Origin of the sequence: Microbacterium sp. K27 (assembly GCF_004794435.1) — a bacterium.
GTDB classification, from domain to species: Bacteria; Actinomycetota; Actinomycetes; order Actinomycetales; family Microbacteriaceae; genus Microbacterium; species Microbacterium maritypicum_A.
In genome coordinates this window covers 64,020-83,559 of record NZ_SSDK01000030.1, presented here as the reverse complement: position 1 = coordinate 83,559, position 19,540 = coordinate 64,020, and the positions used below count along the sequence as shown (strand labels likewise).

The window sequence follows — 19,540 nt, the reverse complement described above, 5'->3', positions numbered from 1 at the left end:
GACGCCCCTCACATGTGCGGAGCCGGGAGGAGCGTGAAGTCCTCCGGGCCGCCGGTCCAGGTGGTGCGCCAGCCGCGCTCCTCGGCCGCCTCGCGGAACCGTGGCATTCCGAGGTACGAGAACGCCGCCGGGGCGTTGGGCACGAGTCCGGTCACGATCGAACGCACCACGCGCAGGTCGGTGCGTCGCACGTCGGAGGTCGTGAGGTCGCGGGTCAGGACGCGGTGACCGCGATCGCGCAGACGCCCGTACACCTCGTCGATCGTGACCGGGTCCACCGCACTCAGCGGACACACGCCCTGCGCGGGCGACTGGAACCGCCGGGCCTCGTCGTGCACGCTCGGGTCGAGCCACACCTGCACGTGCGCGCCGAGGTCGATCACGTTCTCGAACTGCGGCCCGGCCGCGGCGAGGTAGTCGGCGTGCGGACGGAAGTCGAGGGTGAGGCCCTTCGCCATCAGTCCCGCAGCGACCGCGCGGAACACCCATCCGTCGTCCGTCGTGCATCCCTGCGTGTAGATCCAGGTGTGCACCGCTTCGAGCACGGCCTTCCGCGCGGCCCGCGCCGGGTCGAGCGAGGCCGAGAAGCCTGCAGCGTAGAGCCCGCGCTCCTCGTCGTGCACGAGCGCGCCGATCGCGGGAGCGAACTCCGAGGGCATCGCCACCAGCCACACCCGCAGGCTGCTCCCCTGAAGATCGTCGAGCAGGCCGGGGACCGTGGCCGGATCGATGCCGAACGTCGGTCCGTCCAGGTGCCACCACACCTCGAGCGCATCCCGCTCGATGACCTCGATCACCCCGCGGTCGCGGGCGTCGTCGAACCCTGCGCCGGTCGCGATGCCGGCGTAGTTCAGATGGTGTGTCCGCGGCAGCGCGCGGAACCGGGACTGCCGCCAGTTCAGGTGCACGAGAGAGTCCGGCACCCACACCGAGCCACCGTCGATCTCGTCGCAGCGTGCCCAGAGCGTCGGTGTGGAGGGGAGCAGACGCTGGTACGCGAAGCCGGGGCGTGCGAGCTGCCAGTCCGCGAAGCGGGGCAGATCGGACTCGGCGACGACGCTCTCCCCCTCCGCACGCAGGTCATCCGCCGAGCTGACACGGAGCTCGTCGTGAGGAAGCTCATCGGGCAGCCAGTTGCCGCAGTACCGCTCCACGCCCTCGCCGATCGCGGCGATGCGCGCCTGAGCGGGGTCGCCGAACGATGTGCCGAGCGAGACCCGATCGGCGGGCCACTCGCCGAGGATCCGGGCGTCGGCCACGGATGCCGTCAAGGCCAGGTACGGGTCTGGGGCGCCGATCGGATGCGGCACCTCCCGCACCGAGCGGATGATGCCGGCTTCGGCGTCGACCAGCGCCTCGGCCGACAGCGTCGCCCGCGCTGTGCGGCGGTGAAGGTTGTCGTGCACGCTCATGCTGTCCTCTCGTACCGCCAGCGGCCGGTCTCGGGTTCGAAGGCGGATCTGGTCCGGCGGCTTCGCGCCGACGCCGGTGCGGGGAGCGCGGATGCCGTGGTCGGCAGTCCGGTCTCGGCGAGCCAGGAGTCGAGTACGCCGCCGATGCCGCCCGCACTGCGCAGCCGGGAGCGGACATCGTCGTCGTCGATGTCCGCGGCCAGTCGGTGTCCCCACGGACCGTCGACCAGGTGGACGGGGCCCTGCCAGGCGGCCGCGAGCCGACCGGCATGCATGAAGAAGAAGTCGTGATCGCCGCGGATGAGCAGCAGCGGTGCCAGGAGCGCCCCGTAGGCACGGTCCAGGTCGACGGCCGGAGCAGACCAGAGGCGTCGCCATCCGGACAGGACCTCGGAAGACCACCCCCACTCGTCGGCGGCCCGATGCACGCCCACGTCGGATGCCCGCCGGACACGGGCCGAGAGCTGCTCGTCCGACAGCGGCGCCAGAGAACGCGGGCCGCGGCCGTGCTGGTGCCACCACCCGATCCGGTCGCGCAGCTGGGGACGCCCGTTCTCGTCCCACGCGGTCTCGGCGAGCCCGAGCGCCGGCACCTGGAGCACCAGGGCCTCGACGACGACGGCCCTGGCCGCTTCGAGTGCGGTGTGCGCGGCATACGAGCCGCCGGACAGCACGAGCGGGAGCCCGGGGCTCTCGGCCCTGACCTGCTCGACCACCGCGCGCCCGTCGCTGCGTTCCGCGAGGTAGGGGCGCCATTCACCGTCGGAGGAGTGGCGTCCGCGCACGTCATGGATCACGCAGCGGTAGCCCCGCCCGACCCAGGCGCGTGCGGTGTCGCCGTGTCGCCAGGCGCCGTATGGCGTACGGATGAGCACGACGCCGCGAGGTTCCGCGGGTTCCCAGACCCAGCCGCGCAGCAGGGCGCCGTCTTCCGCGAGCACGGCATGAGGGCGGGCGTCGCGCGGCGGCGTCATCGGATCACCCGGCGCGGGGCCGCGGGGAAGGGCAGCACCGTGTGCGCGCTCACGGAACCGGTTGCGGGAACGACCTTCCAGAGCGTCGTCCGCAGCCGGTCGAGCTCTGCGTCCTCCTGCGCCCAGGCGAGGATGGTGTGCAGCAGTCGGGCGAGCACGAGCGCTCTGGTCGCGTCGTCGAGCGCGCCAGGGGTGAGCGGACGCGCCCGCTGCCAGGCCTCGGTCGAGGCGGGCGCGCTGCTCGCGGCCACCCGTCGCGCGGCCACCTGCACGGAGGTGGGGTCGCCGGGGTCGACGGCGAGCGGATCGATCAGCACGACCTCGCCCTCCCGGTGCACGCGGAGCCATGCGGTGCCCCGCTCCGGAAGCCGATCGAGCTCTGCCCAGCGGCGGCGGCCGGAGGCGTCCTCGGCATAGGCGACCACGAGCGCGGCGTGCTCGGACGGTGCCGCCTCCGGATCCAGGACGGCGACCCGGGCGCCCCAGGCGGCGAGCACGCGCTCGAGGTCGTGCACGAGCGGGCCCGTTCCGAGGAGGCAGACGTCGCGGCGCTCCTGCGGCCAGCGGTGAAGGGCATCGGCGGACTCGCGTTCCTGCACCTCGAGCGTCAGCCGGTCGAGTGCGGTCGAGCGCTCTCCGTGGGCCCCGCTCTCGAGGGCCTCGACCAGAGCGGCGGCCGGTGCGTCGACCAGGACGAGTCGTCCGGTGCGCAGACGGATCCGGGGGCGGCCGTCGGCACCGATGACGAGATGCGCCCCGGTGTCGGGGAGCGGCAGGATGCGGGGTTCGGAAGTCATGGTGTCTCTCGGTGATGGGCCCGGCCGGGCGCGAACGCCCGGCCGGACGGGAGTGCGCTCGAAAGCGCGACGGAAGGATCCGCGATCAGTCGAACGGGTTCTCGACCAGGGCGTTCGAGTGCGATGCCGACAGGTGCGCCAGCTGCTCGGACTCTTCGATCTCGGCGAGGATCTGCTTTTCCATTTCGTGCTCCTTCTGTGAGGTGTCCGCCTCGCGGGGTGCGGGGCGGTGTCCACGGTGAGTGAACACTGACGACCCTAAATGATAATGATTCTCAATATCTACTAGGATCGCTGACATGTCCTCCTCCATCCCCCTCCTCGCCGCTGATCACCGGGCCGGAGTCGTCTACGAGATTCATGACGGTTCCCGGCGTGTCGCCGTCGCCGACAGCTGGCTCGCCGAGCATGCGGGCTTCCTGCGGCTTCCCGCCGGATCATCCGGCCGCTGGGCGTTCGCGGACGACCGCGGCGGTGCGCTGGTCATCGGAGACGCGGACTCCGTACGACGCGTCCCGATCGCCATCCCGGCGGAGCATCTGGCCTGCGATCCGAGCGGACGCCACGTGGTCGTCACCTCCGGTCTGGGCATGAACGAGGAAGCCTGGACCGACCTGGTGTCCGTCGTCGATCTCGCGACCGACTCCTCCGTGCGCTTCCGCGTGCGCACCGGCGAGCCCGGCGTCGTGGTCGCCCCGGATCAGGCCACGGGAGAGCCGATGATCGTGCTCCGCCATCGCGAACCCGGAGCCGTCGAGGCGCTGCCCCTCGCGGCGGCGCTCGAGGTCGGAGCGCACGCACCGGTCCTGCGCGGGCACGTCATCGACGACCTCGCTGCAGACGGACACGGCGACGTGGTGGACCCCGCTTCCGGCATCATCGGCATCGCGACGAGCCGCGGTCTGGAGCGCTTCATCGTCGACGGTGGAGTTCCCCGCGCCATCGGCATCGTCCCGTGGCCCGTCGCAGGACGCGCGTACTACCTGCGCCTCGCGGGCGACACCGGGCGCGCCACCGGCATCGTCCGCGGAGGACCGGCCTCTCCCGGATCGTGGCCGGAGTGGACCAACACCTTCGTCGATATCGACCTCGCGTCGGGAGCCTCCCGCACCGTGCCGCTGCCGCCGGGGCTCGCCTTCCGTTTCGCCCTCGCCACAGGCGTCGCAGCCGTCTCCGTCATCCATCCCGACGAGGATGTCGTGATCGTGATCGATCGGGAGGACGCGCGCATCGCGCGGATCACCCCGATCCCGGCGATGACGCACCCGCCCCGCGCAGGACGACTGCCGTGGGACGGCGTCGACGGCCGCCCCGCACAGCGCCGGTCCATCGCGATCGACCCCGGCACCGGAACGATCGCCGTCACCAGCGGCGGAGACGGCACGATCCACCTCGTCGACGACAGCGGCATCTCGACCATCGAGCTCCCCACCCCACTCGACGAGGGCGGGCACCTGCTGTGGGCCGGTGCCGACCACCGCGTCGACGATCTGGTCGGCCGATGAGCGCTCGCCGATCCGTGCTCGACGACGCCCTCGCACGTGCGGAACGTCACGGTCGACCGGGTCTTCCCGTCGGGGGCTTCATCCTGGGTCGGGCCGACGGTCGCTCTCGTCGCGGTATCCACCGCCTCGACGGCACGACCGTGATCGAGCCCGACGGGCACCTCCATCGGATCTTCCCGTCGCCCGACCGTCGGCGCATCGCCGTCGAGTGGGCGCCCACCGCCGACGAGAACGCCGTCCTCGGCATCGTCGATGCCCACGGAGGCACCCTGCAGCTGCACCCCGACATCCGTCTGCGCTACGACACCGTGCTCTGGGCACCCGACTCGCGCAGCCTCGACGTCGTCGCGAGCCGCGACCGGATGCTCGTGACCCTGGACCTGCAGACCGGCGAGCAGCGGGCGGCCGCCCTCGAGGCCGATGCACGACTGCGACTGTTCCCCGGCGGGGAGAGCGGCCTGCGCGCCCTCAGCTCGGGTTCGCGAGGCACGACGCTGACCGACCGGGGCACCGGAGCATCGCTGGGTCGCTGGCCGGCGCTCCTGCGGGCCTCCCCTCTCGGCACCGGCGTGCTGGTGTGGCACGACCGCGGGCTCGATGCCGTGCCGAACGTCGGTGCCGGAAAAGACGATGCCGGAAAAGACGATGCACTCTGGCGCTGGCACGATCCCGACGCGCTGATCGTCGATGTCGCGGTGCATGATGACCGCGTCGTCGTCCTCGCCGTCGCCGACGGGCGCAGCGTGCTCATCGACCTGGTCGACGGTGTCGAGGTCGCGCGCATCGAGGCCGCGTCGAGCCCCTCCGATGCGCTCACCACCACGATGATCGGCGTCGACGACGGCGTGCTGCGTCTCGGCGTCGAGGGCCCGCTCACTCCCCCTCGCCTCCTGCAGCGCGAGCGCCGGGGGACCGTGGTGGTGCCGGCCGCTGCCGTGCGGCCCCTCGGCACGACCGTCCGCCACGACATCCGCGCCGACGACGGCGTGATCCTGACCGTCCACGTGACCTCTCCCCCGGGAACGGAGGGCCCGCTGCCGCTGATCCTGACCTGCTACGGCGGGTTCGGCGTGCCGCACCTTCCGCTCTTCGAGCCGACCGTGCCCGCCTGGGTCGAATGCGGTGGAGCGTACGCCGTCGCGCAGCTCCGCGGTGGTGGCGAGCGCGGAGCTGCGTGGCGCGAGGGGGGCCGCGGCAGGAGCAAGCACCGCACGATCGCCGACCTCGCCGACATCGCGCGCGGACTCATCGAGGCCGGGATCACGCGACCCGACCTCCTCGTCCTCGCCGGGGCCTCTCTGGGCGGGGTCGTCGCAGCCGGGTGTGCGATCGCGCACCCGGATCTGTGCGCGGGATTCGTCACCACCGCCGCTCCCCTCGATCTGCTCCACCTGGACGATCATCCGCTCGGTGCACGCTGGCGAGCGGAGTTCGGCGATGACGGCACCCGCGAATCGCGCGCTCACCTCCGGGCCCTGTCTCCGCTGGCGCAGGCCGAAGCCCTTCCGGCCGGTGCCCGGATCCCCTCCTATCTCGGCGTCGTACTCGGTGAGGACACCCGAGTGCGCGCTCGCGACACGCACCGGATGGTCGAGGCGCTGCGACGAGCCGGCGGGTCCGCCCGGCTCTGGACGGCTTCGGGGGCAGGACACGGTGCGAACGAGTCCGCCGCGCTGCACGAGCTGGGACTCACCGTGCTGGACTTCGCGGCCGAACTCACGACCGAATCCACGACCGAATCCACGATGGGACGCGCCCGATGAGCGAATCCACCGGAGCCCTCACCGGGACGGACACACGGCGCACCCCCGTTCGACGCATCCCGCGCCTTCGTCGGCGCGCCGGCGGCCGCGTCGGCTTCCGGCGGATGCTGCCCGTCGGCCCGACCGTGACGACGATCACGGTGCTCGCTGTGCTCGTCCTCGTGCTCTCGGCCGCCACCGGACCCGTCACGGTCTCGCCCCTCGATGCCGCGAAGATCGTGATCGGCCATCTGGCCCCCGGCATGCCCTGGATGTCCGACGGCACCCTCACGCCGTTGCAGGATCAGGCCGTGTGGCAGTTCCGGGTGCCGCGGTCGCTCCTCGCCGCGCTCTCGGGCGCAGGTCTCGCCCTCGCCGGGGCGATGATGCAGGCGGTCGTGCGCAACCCGCTCGCCGAGCCGTACATCCTCGGCGTCTCCTCCGGCGCGAGTGTCGGCGCCGTGCTGGTGATCGTGTCGGGAGGCGCCACGTTCCTCGGGCTCACGATGAGCGGGGCGGCGTTCGTGGGCGCGATGGTCGCCTGCATCCTCGTGGCCATGCTCGCGCGCATCCGCGGAGAGCTGTCTCCGACCCGCATGATCCTCGCCGGCGTCGCACTGGGCGCTCTGTTGAGCGCGGTGACCAGCTACCTCACGCTCACCACCGATGCCCAGAACGTCGTCAGCGTGATGTTCTTCCTGCTCGGCAGCGTGTCGGCCGCCGACATGTCGTCGCTGCTGATCCCCGCGGTCGCACTCGCCGTCGCCTGCATCGCGGTCTTCGGGCTCTCGCGGTCGATGAACGCGCTGCTCGCCGGTGACGAGTCCGCGATGGCGGTCGGCGTACGAACGACCCGGCTGCGTGGGCTGCTGCTCGTGCTCGCCTCGCTCCTGACCGGTGCGATCGTGGCCGTGAGCGGCGGCATCGGCTTCGTCGGCCTCGTCGTGCCGCACATGGCGAGACTCCTGGTCGGGTCGGATCATCGTCGGATGCTGCCGATCACGGTCCTCGGCGGCGCGCTGTTCCTCATGGTCGCCGACCTGCTGGCCCGTACGGTCGCGATGCCGACCGAGATCCCCCTCGGAATCCTCACCGCGTTCGTCGGTGCTCCCTTCTTCCTGTGGTTGATGCGCAGTGGCGGCGAGCGCGCGGGGTTCGACCGATGAGCGTGCTGTTCGACGGCGTGAGCGTCGCACGCGGCGGTCGCACCGTGCTGCACGGCATCGACCTCGAGGTCGGCACCGGGCGCATCGTGGGACTGCTCGGCCCCAATGGCAGCGGCAAGTCCACGCTCCTGCGCGCGCTCTTCACGGGTCAGCGTCCGCACACCGGGCGCGTCCTGATCGACGGCGCCGACGTGTCGCAGCTGGCCCCGCGCGCCCTCGCCCGCACGGTGTCGGTCATGCTGCAGGACTCCCCTTCCGAGTTCGACCTGACCGTGCGAGAGACCGTGCTCGTGGGCCGTTCGCCGCATCGTCCGCCCTTCAGCCGGGACACCGCGGAGGATCAGCGCATCGTGGACGAGGCTCTGCGCACCGCCGACGTGCACGACCTCGGCGACCGCCTGGTCCGTTCGCTCTCGGGCGGTCAGCGCCAGCGGGTGATGCTCGCCCGCGCTCTCGCGCAGAGCGGCGAGATCCTCGTGCTGGACGAACCGACCAACCACCTCGACATCGCGCACCAGCTCGACCTGATGCGCGTCGTGAGCGGACTCGGCACGACCGTGATCGCGGCCCTGCACGACCTCAACATCGCCGCGGCGTTCTGCGACGAGGTCGCCGTGCTCGACGAGGGCCGACTCGTGGCCTTCGGTCCGCCCGACACGGTGCTCACCCCGGCGCTCGTCGATGAGGTCTTCCACGTCACCGCCCGCATCGCCGTCGAGGTCGACACCGGGGCACGCGCGATGACCTTCCATCCCCGAGAGCCCGCCGGCCGCTGATCCCCCGGCATCCGAACTCATACCCCCACCCCACACCAACGAAGGAGAACACGAATGACACCCCGTACCCGAACCACCCGTCTGCTGGCCGCCGTCACCGTCGGCCTGGGCGCGATCGCCCTCACCGCATGCGGGGGTGGGGTCTCGAACGGAACGGCACCCGCCGCCTCCGGTGAGGCGGTGACGATCGAGAACTGCGGCCGCACGGTCGAGATCCCGTCCACGCCCACCGCCGTCGTCGGGCTGCACCCGTCGCAGACCGAGCTGCTGCTGCGTCTCGGCCTCGCCGATGCGCTCGTCGGCCAGGCCCAGGCCACGACCCAGAAGCTGCCGTCCGACGTCGCGGACCTCGCCGCCGAGGTGCCGGTCATCGGCGGTGACGCCCCTCCGAGCCGAGAAGAGCTCCTCGCCGTCGAACCCGACTTCGTCTACTCGCCCACGACGTACGAGTTCACTGCCGAGCAGGGATTCGCCAGCGTCGAGCAGCTGGCGGATGCCGGGGTCGCCGCGTATACCGCGACCGGCGGCTGCTTCGACCGCCGCATGGAGGGCACGGTCGACGACCTCTTCACCGACCTCGAGAACCTCGGCGCGATCTTCCACGTGGAAGACGAGGCGGACGACCTGATCGCGTCGTCGCAGGCCGAGCTCGCCACCGTGGACACCGCGATCGAGGGACAGGATCGCCCCCGCGTCGCGCAGGTCTTCATCGAGGGGACCACCCTCACCGCCATCGGCGCCGGCATCGAGTACGACATCCTGCAGCGCGCCGGTGCCGACAACGTCTTCACGCCGGAAGACCCCGCGTTCGCCGACTTCTTCGCCGCCGAGATCACCCCGGAATCCCTCGCCGCCGAAGCACCCGACGCGCTCGTCTTCGCGGTGTCCGACCCCGCTCACGAGGCGGCGGTCCGCTCCTACCTCGCAGCGACCTTCCCCGACATGCCCGCCGTGCGCGACGGCCGCCTGATCGCGGTGCCCTCGACCGATCTGTTCCCCGGCACGCTCGGCAACGTCTCGGCGGTCCGGCTGATCGCCGAGGGCCTCTACCCCGACGCCGTCTTCGGCTGAGCCGCGTCGGTCGGCACTGCGCCCCGGGGACCTCGGTCTCCGGGGCGCAGACCCTCCGGTCTCGCTGTCAGGCCTGCATCACCGCGAGCACGTTGCCCGCGGGATCGCGGAACCACGCGATGTCCGGACCCCGACCGTTGCCGCGCACGATGCCGCGTTCGTCGGACGGGAATTCCTCGTCGCTGTAGATCTTGGTCTGCACGCCCCGGGCGATGAGCTCATCCACGGCGGCGTCGACATCGGCCACCGGGAAGTTCAGGATCGTGAAGCTCGCCGGGGTGTGGTTCGGCTTCGAGTAGACGAGGATCGATCCGCCGCTCGGCAGCCGCAGGTCGAGGAAACCCATCGCATTGCGCTCGACGTCGAGCCCGAGCGCCGTGCCGTAGAACTCCTCCGCCGCGTCGATGTCGTCGACGCTGAATCCGCTGAATGCGTTGTCCGCTGTGAAGGCCGCCATGATCCCAGCATCCGCCGTCCTCCGCCGATTGTCGAGGCCTTCCTCGAACGCCCTCATCGAGCCCCTTCATCGGCGTCATCCCTCTCCCCCGCGAGGCACCAGCCGTGCCGTGAAGCGGTCGGTCACCCGCAGCGGATCGAACAGCGCCCCGAGCCCGAAGCGCACGAGCAGCGCATGCACACCCAGGCAGATCCCGATCACGATCGCGGTGAGAAGGATGGGGGCGACGGCCTCGACCACGTCCGTCGTCCGCCCGCGCGTCGAGCGCAGGACCGCATCGATGAGGGCGAGGGGCATCATGTGCAGCACGTAGGTCGGCAAGGTGCGCTGTCCGATCCAGCGCAGGGGCCGCGCGACCACGTCGACGTGGCGGTCCAGGAGCACGCTGAGCGACACCCCGAACGCCACCGCGATCAGGGCGAGCGCGGGCCACACGCCCGGCAGCAGGCGGATGGCCAGGCCCGCCACGACGGCCAGCGCCGCGACGTACACGGCGGCGAGCGCGACGGTGCTCCACACCCTGACGCTCTTCGCGAACCGTTCGACGACCGCGCGCAGCCGCAGCCCCATGAGGAAGAAGAACAGGTTCTGCACCAGCTGCCACAGGTTGCCGAGGTCGGGGATGACCCCGGCCCCGGCGACCGCCGCGATCACGAAGGCGACCGGCAGCACCACGACCGCCGGGATGCGGCGACTCAGTCGACCGATCGCCAGGTACACCGCGAGCGCGAGCAGATACCAGAGGTTCGTCGGGCTGATGGTCAGCTGCGCGAGCAGCTCCCACCCGCTGGTCGCCCGAGCCGTGTCGAAGTCGGGAGCCAGAGCGAGCACGAACGTCTGGATGACGACCCAGACGATGTAGAGCATCGTCAGCCGTGCCGCGCGCCGCCGCCAGGAACTGCCGTCGTCGACGAGCACCGCGCGTGCGGCGAACATCCCGGAGACCAGGAAGAACAGCGGTATCCGCAACGGCAGCAGCTGGGCGTTCAGCGTCGCCCAGGCGTCGGTGACCGGCCCCGCACCCGGGGCCTCGATCGCGTGCTTGGTCACGACGTGCCAGAGCACCACCAGGATGATGCAGATGCCCTTCGCGACATCGGGCCATCCGACGCGTGGCGCGGGAGCCGCCGTCACGACGCCGCGCGCACGAGCCGCGCCACCAGGTCGACGTATGTCACTCCCGCCGCGGCGAACATCCGCGGCACCTGCGATGCCGCGGTCAGCCCCGGCATCGTGTTGACCTCGTTCAGCACCGGACCGCGGTCGGTCAGGAAGAAGTCCATCCTCGCCACGCCCTCGCATCCGAGGGCATCGAACACGGCGATCGCCGCCCGCTTGAGCGCCGACACCTCACCGGCGTCGAGCTGCGCCGGAACCGTGAACCGCGCGCTGCCGTCGTACTTGGTGGCCGTGTCGAACAATCCCGTCGCGTGGATCTCGAGGGGCGGAGCGGCCCAGCGGATGCCGCCCTTCTCACGCAGCACCGCCACGTCGATCTCACGCCCCCGCACGACCTCTTCGACCAGGATCCGGCGGTCGAAGCGCGCGGCCTCGTGCAGCGCGACGAGCAGATCCTCCTCCCGCGTCACGAGACCCACACCGTGGCTGGATCCGGACGACACCGGCTTCACCACGACCTCGCCCTCGAACTCCACGTCGCCGATGTCGTCGGCCGAGACCAGGCGACCGCGTGCAGTGCCCAGACCGACGGCATCAGCCACCAGCTTCGTCGTCCACTTGTCCATGCCGATGGCTCCGGCGCGCAGGCCCGAGCCGACCACACGCACGCCGGCGAGCGCGCACAGCGCCGCGAGGGCACCATCCTCGCCCGGGGCACCGTGCACCGCGGGAAAGACCACGTCGGTCCGCGTGAGCAGCGGAAGGGCGAGGGCGAGCGACTCGGCGGCCGAGCTCCCGTGCGGGCGGCCCTCGACGCGCCAGATCCCGTCACGGTCGATCGTCACGCACGTGACCTCGTGATCGCCCATCCGGAGGGCGGCGGCGACCGCGGCTGCCGATGCCAGCGACACCTCGTGCTCGGCGTTCTGTCCCCCGCCGATGACCAGCACCTTCGTCGTCATGCGACACTCCTCTGCACTCGCGGCCCGATTCCGGTGACGATCGTGTGCGGGATGGTTCCCGCCCACCGCGCCCACTCCTGCACCGACGGCACGGCTCCCCCTTCGGGTCCGAACACGGTTGCGATCGTGCCCCGGGGGAACCGCACGGCGCCGGTGTCGATCACGATCTGATCCATGGACACCCTCCCGACGAGCGGATACCTCACCCCGTCGATCTCCACGCCGGCGCCCGCTTCCCGTTCCCGCGGGATGCCGTCGGCGTACCCGACGCCGACGACGGCCAGGTGCGTCTCCCGATCGGTCACCGCCCCGCCTCCGTAACCGACCGCGGTTCCTTCCGGCACGCGCACGCTGTGCACGACCGGTGCCGTCCAGCGCGCGGCCCCCACCAGCGCGGTCGTCTCCGACGGGTCGATGCCGACGAGTCCCGCCCCGATCCGCACCATGCCGAAATGGGTCGCCGGGTCGGTCAGCGCTCCGGACGTCGCGGCGAGATGCACGAGCACGGGGCCGAGTCCTGCGCGCAGCACGGCGTCGCGCCCCTGTCGCATCCGGAGCACCGCTGCCGCGTTCGCCGCCGGGTCGGCCTCATCGGCGCGCGGCAGATGCCCCATGACCCCCGTGATCTCGACCCTGCCCCGCCCGGTACGCGCCAGCCGGAACAGCTCGGACCAGTCGTCGAGAGGGCACCCTCCCCGCGCCATGCCGGTGTCGAGATGCAGGTGCACGCGTACCGGATCCCCGGCATCGGCGATCAGTTGGCGCAGCTCTTCGACCGAACCGACGGCGATGTCGATGCGGTGCTCCGCGGCGACGTCCGCGTCGACACCTGACGGGTTCAACCAGGAGAGGATCGGCACATCGAGCCCGGCATCGCGGAGCGCGACCGCCTCGGCGACATCGGTCACCCCCAGCCATCCGGCTCCGGCGGCGACCGCGGCCCTGGCCACGACGACGGCCCCGTGCCCATAGCCGTCGGCCTTCACCACGGCCATGATCGGCACGGCGGTCACGGCCTGCACACGGCGCAGGTTCTCGGCGACGGCACCGGGAAGGGTGTGGAGCGTCGGCGCGTGCAGACGCGAGTACGTGGTGCGCTCGGTGGCGAGAAGGGTGGTCATCGCTTCGTCCTCGGGTCGGCGGTCGGGTCGGCGAGCATCTCGGGGCATCCGTCGTCGACGGCGTCGGGGCGCAGCTCGTAGTGCCACGACTCGTTCGCGTAGATCTGGCAGAGGCCGTATCGCGATCCGCGCTGGGCGAGCCAGTCGAGCGCCGCCCACGGTCCGAGATCGACCGCATCGCCCGTCACGTGCTCCGAGGTCTCGGGGGTGGCCACCCAGCGGCGCGCCTCTTCTTCGGATCCGTACTGAACGATGGCATCCTGCAGCATCCACTCCTGCAACGCGGGAGAACGCCATCCGCTGTTCACACGGATGGTCACCCCGTCGGCCTCGGCGTCGGAAGCGGCGCGCTGCAGCGCCGCGAGCAGAGCGGGGTCGAGGTTGCCGACGGCGACCCTGTCGACCTCGAAGACCGTGGGCTTGTCATCGTCGACGATCACACCGTCGGCCTCGGTCGGGGCGACCACCGAGCCGGCGGATCCCCCGGTCGGAACGGGCGTCGGGGCAGGCGAGGGGATCGTGTGCGCCGCATCGGCGAATGCCGCGGACAGCGACTGCTGCACCGCGAACGCGAGGATCACGGCCGCAGCGATCGCGATCAGCGTGACGACGACACGGCGACGGCGACGCACTCGCGGTGGATGGGGGATGGTGCGGGTGTTCATGCTCCCAGTGAAGAAGGGGGCCGGTTGCCGGGGCGTATGCGCTTTTGCATATGCTGCCGATATGCCGCACTGCGTAGGATCGCAGCCATGCGTGTACTGATCGTCGAGGACGAGCCCTACCTCGCCGAGGCGGTACGTGACGGACTGCGGCTGGAGGCGATCGCCGCCGACATCGCCGGCGACGGCGACACCGCGCTCGAACTGCTGAGCATCAACTCCTACGACCTCGCCGTGCTCGACCGCGACGTTCCCGGCCCTTCCGGCGACGACATCGCCCGGTGGATCGTGGCCTCCGGCAGCGGCATCCCGATCCTGATGCTGACCGCCGCCGACCGCCTCGATGACAAGGCGAGCGGCTTCGAGATCGGCGCGGACGACTACCTCACCAAGCCGTTCGAGCTGCGCGAACTCGTCCTGCGCCTGCGCGCCCTCGACCGTCGCCGTCAGCGCAGCCGGCCGCCCGTGCTCGAGGTCGCGGGGCTGCGCCTCGACCCCTTCCGTCGCGAGGTGTACCGCGACGACCGCTACGTCGCGCTGACGCGCAAGCAGTTCGCGGTGCTGGAAGTGCTGGTCGACGCCGATGGCGGAGTGGTCAGCGCCGAGGAGCTGCTGGAGCGCGCCTGGGACGAGAATGCCGACCCGTTCACCAACGCGGTGCGCATCACGGTGTCGTCGCTGCGCAAGCGCCTGGGCGAGCCGTGGCTGATCCTGACGGTGCCCGGCGTCGGGTACCGGATCGGGACGGACGCCGATGCGTAGACGCCGCGGGATGAGCGCCCGCCTCAAGCTCACCCTCAGCTATGCGGCTGTCGTGCTGGTGTCGGGACTCCTGCTTCTCGCCGCCGTGGCTCTGTATCTGCTGCGGTACGTGCCGGACGTGCAGATCCCCTACTTCGAGGTCCGTGTGCCGAACCGCTCCGACCTGATCCGGGCGTTCGTGCCGGTCGCCTCCACCGTCATGGTCGTGCTGCTCGCCCTGGGCCTGGGGGGCGGATGGCTGCTCGCCGGACGGATGCTGGCGCCGCTGGAGCGCATCGGCGACGCGGCGCGGCTGGCCGCGCAGGGATCGCTCTCCCATCGGATCGCTCTCCCCGGCCCCCGCGACGAGTTCCGCGACCTCGCCGACGTCTTCGACTCGATGCTCGAACAGCTCGAGGCGCACGTCGCGGAACAGCAGCGATTCGCCGCCAACGCCTCGCACGAACTGCGCACACCTCTCGCGATCTCGCAGACGCTGCTCGAGGTCGCGCACGACGACCCGGAGCGCGACGTCGACGAGCTGATCTCACGCCTGCAACAGGTCAACACCCGCGCGATTGACCTCACCGAGGCACTGCTGCTGCTCAGCCGGGCGGACCGACGGACGTTCACCCGCGAGATCGTCGATCTGTCGCTCCTCGCGGAGGGAGCAGTCGAGGCGCTGGTGCCCCTCGCGGATCGTCGCGGTGTCGCCGTGGAGGTGGGCGGCGTACCGGCACCGGTGCTCGGCTCCGCCGCCCTCCTGCCGCAGCTGGTGACGAACCTCGTGCTCAACGCGATCGTGCACAACCTGCCGTCCGGCGGAGCCGTCGCCGTGCGCACCCACTCGATGCCCCATGCGGTCGCGCTGGTCGTCGAGAACACCGGCGAGGTGCTGCCGGCGCACCGTGTGGCGACACTCGTCGAGCCTTTCCAGCGTGGCGCCGAACGCATCCGCAGTGACGACCATGCCGGAGCGGGGCTCGGCCTCGCGATCGTCGACCGCATCACCCAGGCGCACGGCGGCACTTTGGTGCTCACCCCGCGCACGGACGGCGGCCTGATCGTGACGGTGTGGCTCCCGCATCCCTACCCGGTGGAGCCTCCCGCCTGACCGCACGCCGGTCGGTCGTGGTTCACGCCCTCCCGTTCACGTCCCGGGTCCGGTGCCCCTCGGGTCCACCCCGGTTCACGTCCCCTCGGCCGAGGCCCTCACGTCCGCCCGGTTCAGATGTCGGAGGATTTCACGGATGTCGGGCCGGTAGGCGGTCTCCCGCCCTACATCCGTGCATCCTTCCGACGGGTGAACCGGACGCCCGACCAAATACCCGAACCCGATACCCGACGCGACGCCGAAGACGAACCGGATGCCGCTCGGCTCAGGCCACGCGGGGGTCGCGCGTCGCCGCGAGCTCACGGCCGTAGGTGCGAGCGTCGGCCTCGGCGTTCTCCTTGAGCTCGCGCGCCGTGTCGGCGAAGGCGTCGAGGGCCGGGTTCACGCCGACCAGGGTGAACGGACGCTGCACGACGCGCAGGTCGAGGCCCCAGACGTCTTCGAGCACGCGGCGCAGCCACCCGGTCGAGTGGTCCCAGCCCTCCTTGGGCGAGCCGGCCGCGTAGTTGCCGCCGAGGACCGTGACCAGCGTGGCGGGCTTGCCGTTCAGCGCAGTGCCGGTCGGGTCGATGCGCGCGTCGGTGTAGGCCAGGTCGAACCAGGTCTTGAAGTGCTGCGAGACGCCGTAGTTGTACAGCGGCACCGCGAACAGGAGCGCGTCGGCGCCGATCAGCTCATCGGCGAACTGCGAGGCGAGAGCGCGGGCATCGTTCTGCGCGGGAGTGCGCTGGGCCGCGTCGACGAAGCCGCCGGTCACGGCATCCGCCCAGGCGGTCGCGGGCACCGGGTCGCTCGCCAGGTCGCGGCGGGTGACCGTGGAGTCGGGGTGGGACGCGGTCCACTCGGCCTCGACGAGGTCGGCGAGCGCTCGGCTGGCGGACGACGCGGGAAGGATGCTGGCATCCAGGCGGAACAGGGACATGGGCCTACCTCTCGTTTTCGTAGTCGCTAGGTTTTTCTTAGCGGCAGTGATTAACGTAGCACGATAGGATGAAGGCATGGCCGAGGTCGACGAAGAGCGTCAGGTGTGCGACGTTGCCGTCACACTCGCCTTCAGCGTGCTCGGAAAGCGGTGGAACGGCATGATCGTGTCGTCGCTCGGCGGGGGTCCATCGACCTTCGTCGCTCTGCGTCGGGCCGTCGCCGGAATCAGCGACACCGTGCTCTCCGACCGCCTCGCCGAACTCGCCGAGGCCGGACTCGTGGCCCGCACGGTCGACGCCGGCCCGCCTGTGACCGTGTCGTACGCACTCACGCCCGCAGGGGAAGGACTCCTGCCGATCCTGAACCAACTCGGGCAGTGGGCCTCGGCGAATCTCGCCGCGCGCGCCCACTAAGACGTTTCATCCGTCTGCCACCCGCATGACCGATCAACGGATGCATGCGAACACACCGAGTAACCCTCATGCATCCGGGGTCTCCTCATGCAGGTGGAAGCCCCACACTCGTCACCAGGGGCTGGGCTCGTAGTCCTTCAGGAACACGCCGTGGATGTCTTCGCCGGCCTCGCCGCGCACGATCGGGTCGTACACGCGGGCGGCGCCGTCGACCAGATCGAGCGGGGCATGGAAGCCCTCCTCGGCGAGGCGCACCTTCGTGTAGTGCGGACGCTCGTCGGTGATCCAGCCGGTGTCGACGGCGGTCATCAGGATGCCGTCCTTCTCGAGCATCTCGCCCGCGCTCGTGCGCGTGAGCATGTTGAGAGCGGCCTTGGCCATGTTCGTGTGCGGGTGGCCCGGTCCCTTGTACCGGCGGGAGAACTGGCCCTCCATGGCCGAGACGTTCACGACGTACTTGCGGTGCGCATCGGACGCGGCCATCGAGGCGCGCAGACGGCTGATCAGCAGGAACGGCGCGGTCGTGTTGGCGAGCTGCACCTCGAGCATCTCGAGCGGATCGACCTGCTCGATCGACTGCACCCAGCTGTTCACGCGGTTCACGTCGGGCACGAGTCCGCCGGCGTCGATCGCGGTGCCGTCGGCGTGCTTCTCGAGCGAGGAGGATCCGGGGGCCATCGCGAGTCGGGCGAGGTCTTCGGCGGTGAGCGCCTGGCCACCCTGCTCGGCGACCGTGCCACCGAGCGCGGCCACAGACAGCAGCGGATGCGCATCGACCGAAGCCTGCAGCGCCTGCGGGTGCGGGTCGGCCGTGTGCCCGAACGTCTCCATCTCGGGCAGGGGTCCGTCGGGGAGGGGCTGCAGCTCGGCATCCGCCAGCAGCGAGTACGCCCCCGGCGAGCGGCGCACTGTCTGCGCGGCGTTGTTGATGAGGATGTCGAGCGGCCCCTGTGCGGCGACGGAGTCGGCGAGGCCGATCACCTGGGCGGGATCGCGCAGGTCGATGCCGACCACCCGCAGGCGGTGCAGCCAGTCCGCCGAGTCGGGCAGGGCCGAGAAGCGCCGCACGGCATCGCGCGGGAAGCGGGTCGTGATCGTGGTGTGCGCGCCGTCACGCAACAGCCGCAGCGCGATGTGCATGCCGATCTTGGCGCGGCCGCCCGTGAGCAGGGCGCGCTTGCCGGTGAGGTCGGTGCGGGCATTGCGCTTGCCGTGGCTGAAGCGGGCGCAGTCCGGGCAGAGCTGGTGGTAAAACGCGTCGACCACGGTGTACGGCTGCTTGCAGATGTAGCAGTTGCGGGGCTTCAGCAGCTCGCCCGCGATCGGGGCGTCGACGACGCTGGTGGCGAGATCGTTGCCACGGGTCTCATCATCGATGCGGTCGGGGGCACCCGTGGCGGTGCGGGCGACCACGGCCTTGTCGGCCTCGGCGATCGCGTCACGGATCTGCTTGCGCCGCACGCGCTTCACGTCTTTGAACATCGCCGCGGTGGCCTGGCGCACCGCGATGAAGTCGGGGTGCTCGTTGTCGATCCGGTGCAGCTCGCGCAGCACACGCAGGGTGGTGGCGAGATCTTCGGGATCGACGCCCGGTCCGAGGTCGGGTGCAGCGTCGGAGGGGGCGTCGGTCATTGTGCCGATTTTACGCGAGTGTCCTGGGCATCCGCCCCGCCGCCCTCGCCTCGCCTCGCCCTCGCCCTCGCCCTCGGTGCCGAGTGCACGGCATGTCGCCGAGCGCACGGCGTATCAACGCCGAAGAGCCGTGCGCTCGGCGAAATCCTGTGCACTCGACGGAGCGCGCAGGGCGTTGCCCGGCTAGGCGATGCCCCCGCCGTCGACGACGAGCGCCGAGCCCGTGACGTACGAGGAGTCATCGCTCGCGAGCCAGACCACGGCCTGCGCGACCTCGCTCGGCTCACCCATGCGGCGCAGCGGACGATCGGCGGCTTCGGCGAGGAACGCCTTGGTGTCCTGCGCCAGCTGCCGAGCCTCGTCACGCAGCATCCCGGTGTTCACGTCACCGGGGTTGACCGAGTTCACGCGGATGCCGGCGGGGCCGTGGTCGATCGCGAGCGCGCGGGTCATGTTCACGACCGCGCCCTTCGACGCACAGTACGAGATGGCCTGGCCGCCGCCCTTGAGGCCCCAGCCCGATCCGGTGTTGATGATCGAGCCTCCACCCGCCGCCTCCATGACCGGAACGACGTGCTTGCACATCAGGAAGATCGAGCGCACGTTCACGCCGAAGACGCGGTCCCACTCCTCGACGGTCGTCTCGACCGCAGTGGTGCGACGGATGATCCCGGCGTTGTTGAAGACGACGTCCACGCCGCCGAGTTCGGCGAGGGAGGTCGCGATCACCCGCTCGATGTCGGGCTCGCTCGCGACGTCGGCGGCGATCGCGACGGCCGTGCCGCCGGTCGCGCGGATCTCCTCCGCTACGGCTTCGGCCGCATCCGCGTTCAGGTCGACGACGGCGACGGCCGCGCCCTCGGCGGCGAGCGCGAGCGACGTGGCGCGACCGATGCCGCCGGCGCCGCCGGTGACGATGGCCTTCTTGTTCTCGAGACGCATGGGGTGTCCT

At 71.1% G+C, this 19,540-nt stretch carries 20 protein-coding genes; 8 read left to right on the top strand and 12 right to left on the bottom strand.

Annotation, left to right across the window (positions count from 1 at the left end):
* Positions 1-8: 8 nt before the first annotated feature.
* The 4 genes from DW307_RS03230 to amiA all read right to left on the bottom strand — a co-directional run bounded on the left by DW307_RS03230 (position 9) and on the right by amiA (position 3,367).
* A complete protein-coding gene (locus DW307_RS03230; RefSeq protein ID WP_136023922.1) occupies positions 9-1,412 on the bottom strand; it encodes a YcaO-like family protein in 1,404 nt (467 codons plus the stop codon).
* The gene (locus DW307_RS03225; protein WP_136023921.1) at positions 1,409-2,386 is read right to left on the bottom strand and encodes a CocE/NonD family hydrolase; all 978 of its coding nucleotides are present in this window, start codon (positions 2,384-2,386) and stop codon (positions 1,409-1,411) included. Before DW307_RS03225 ends, DW307_RS03230 begins: the two co-directional genes overlap by 4 nt.
* Complete coding sequence (locus DW307_RS03220) at positions 2,383-3,183, bottom strand: hypothetical protein (RefSeq protein ID WP_136023920.1); 801 nt, start codon at positions 3,181-3,183, stop codon at positions 2,383-2,385. The genes DW307_RS03225 and DW307_RS03220 overlap by 4 nt, the downstream gene beginning before the upstream one ends.
* An 85-nt stretch (positions 3,184-3,268) precedes the next feature.
* A complete protein-coding gene (gene amiA, locus DW307_RS18240) occupies positions 3,269-3,367 on the bottom strand; it encodes a streptamidine family RiPP (RefSeq protein WP_017831216.1) in 99 nt (32 codons plus the stop codon).
* 115 nt (positions 3,368-3,482) lie between these two features.
* On the opposite strand from amiA, the gene DW307_RS03215 reads away from it, so the two are divergent.
* From DW307_RS03215 to DW307_RS03195, 5 genes are read left to right on the top strand one after another with little or no spacing between them, the layout of a single operon-like run.
* Positions 3,483-4,688, top strand: coding sequence for a hypothetical protein (locus DW307_RS03215; protein ID WP_136023919.1), 1,206 nt, complete (start codon positions 3,483-3,485; stop codon positions 4,686-4,688).
* On the top strand, positions 4,685-6,451 hold the full coding sequence (locus DW307_RS03210) for a prolyl oligopeptidase family serine peptidase (RefSeq protein ID WP_136023918.1): 1,767 nt from the start codon (positions 4,685-4,687) through the stop codon (positions 6,449-6,451). The genes DW307_RS03215 and DW307_RS03210 overlap by 4 nt, the downstream gene beginning before the upstream one ends.
* Positions 6,448-7,596 (top strand): FecCD family ABC transporter permease, encoded by a 1,149-nt coding sequence (locus tag DW307_RS03205; protein WP_205810321.1) that lies wholly within the window; start codon positions 6,448-6,450, stop codon positions 7,594-7,596. The genes DW307_RS03210 and DW307_RS03205 overlap by 4 nt, the downstream gene beginning before the upstream one ends.
* Positions 7,593-8,372: an ABC transporter ATP-binding protein gene (locus DW307_RS03200; protein WP_136023917.1), complete on the top strand. Its 780-nt coding sequence runs from the start codon at positions 7,593-7,595 to the stop codon at positions 8,370-8,372. The genes DW307_RS03205 and DW307_RS03200 overlap by 4 nt, the downstream gene beginning before the upstream one ends.
* A gap of 54 nt (positions 8,373-8,426) precedes the next feature.
* Positions 8,427-9,443: an ABC transporter substrate-binding protein gene (locus DW307_RS03195; RefSeq protein WP_136023916.1), complete on the top strand. Its 1,017-nt coding sequence runs from the start codon at positions 8,427-8,429 to the stop codon at positions 9,441-9,443.
* A gap of 67 nt (positions 9,444-9,510) precedes the next feature.
* Here the strand turns inward: DW307_RS03195 and DW307_RS03190 are convergent, their stop codons facing one another.
* The 5 genes from DW307_RS03190 to DW307_RS03170 form a co-directional block, all read right to left on the bottom strand.
* Positions 9,511-9,900 (bottom strand): VOC family protein, encoded by a 390-nt coding sequence (locus tag DW307_RS03190; protein ID WP_029260102.1) that lies wholly within the window; start codon positions 9,898-9,900, stop codon positions 9,511-9,513.
* A gap of 75 nt (positions 9,901-9,975) precedes the next feature.
* Positions 9,976-11,034: an acyltransferase family protein gene (locus DW307_RS03185; protein ID WP_168440975.1), complete on the bottom strand. Its 1,059-nt coding sequence runs from the start codon at positions 11,032-11,034 to the stop codon at positions 9,976-9,978.
* Positions 11,031-11,981 carry a D-alanine--D-alanine ligase family protein gene (locus DW307_RS03180; RefSeq protein WP_136023914.1) on the bottom strand — a complete coding sequence of 317 codons (951 nt, stop codon included), beginning with the start codon at positions 11,979-11,981 and terminating at the stop codon, positions 11,031-11,033. Before DW307_RS03180 ends, DW307_RS03185 begins: the two co-directional genes overlap by 4 nt.
* Entirely contained in the window at positions 11,978-13,102 is a 1,125-nt protein-coding gene (gene alr / locus DW307_RS03175; protein ID WP_136023913.1) for an alanine racemase, read from the bottom strand. The genes DW307_RS03180 and alr overlap by 4 nt, the downstream gene beginning before the upstream one ends.
* Positions 13,099-13,767 (bottom strand): M15 family metallopeptidase, encoded by a 669-nt coding sequence (locus DW307_RS03170; protein WP_136023912.1) that lies wholly within the window; start codon positions 13,765-13,767, stop codon positions 13,099-13,101. The genes alr and DW307_RS03170 overlap by 4 nt, the downstream gene beginning before the upstream one ends.
* 87 nt (positions 13,768-13,854) lie before the next feature.
* On the opposite strand from DW307_RS03170, the gene DW307_RS03165 reads away from it, so the two are divergent.
* Both DW307_RS03165 and DW307_RS03160 read left to right on the top strand, forming a co-directional pair.
* On the top strand, positions 13,855-14,526 hold the full coding sequence (locus tag DW307_RS03165; protein WP_136023911.1) for a response regulator transcription factor: 672 nt from the start codon (positions 13,855-13,857) through the stop codon (positions 14,524-14,526).
* Positions 14,527-14,536: 10 nt separating this feature from the next.
* Entirely contained in the window at positions 14,537-15,619 is a 1,083-nt protein-coding gene (locus tag DW307_RS03160; RefSeq protein WP_136023910.1) for a sensor histidine kinase, read from the top strand.
* 265 nt (positions 15,620-15,884) lie between these two features.
* Here DW307_RS03160 and DW307_RS03155 read toward each other — a convergent pair whose 3' ends face one another.
* Entirely contained in the window at positions 15,885-16,541 is a 657-nt protein-coding gene (locus tag DW307_RS03155; protein WP_029265148.1) for an FMN-dependent NADH-azoreductase, read from the bottom strand.
* Positions 16,542-16,617: 76 nt separating this feature from the next.
* On the opposite strand from DW307_RS03155, the gene DW307_RS03150 reads away from it, so the two are divergent.
* Positions 16,618-16,956, top strand: coding sequence for a winged helix-turn-helix transcriptional regulator (locus DW307_RS03150; RefSeq protein WP_021198374.1), 339 nt, complete (start codon positions 16,618-16,620; stop codon positions 16,954-16,956).
* 111 nt (positions 16,957-17,067) lie between these two features.
* Here the strand turns inward: DW307_RS03150 and DW307_RS03145 are convergent, their stop codons facing one another.
* Positions 17,068-18,588: an SDR family NAD(P)-dependent oxidoreductase gene (locus DW307_RS03145; RefSeq protein WP_136023909.1), complete on the bottom strand. Its 1,521-nt coding sequence runs from the start codon at positions 18,586-18,588 to the stop codon at positions 17,068-17,070.
* Positions 18,589-18,771: 183 nt separating this feature from the next.
* Positions 18,772-19,530 carry an SDR family NAD(P)-dependent oxidoreductase gene (locus DW307_RS03140; protein WP_136023908.1) on the bottom strand — a complete coding sequence of 253 codons (759 nt, stop codon included), beginning with the start codon at positions 19,528-19,530 and terminating at the stop codon, positions 18,772-18,774.
* Positions 19,531-19,540 lie beyond the last annotated feature (10 nt).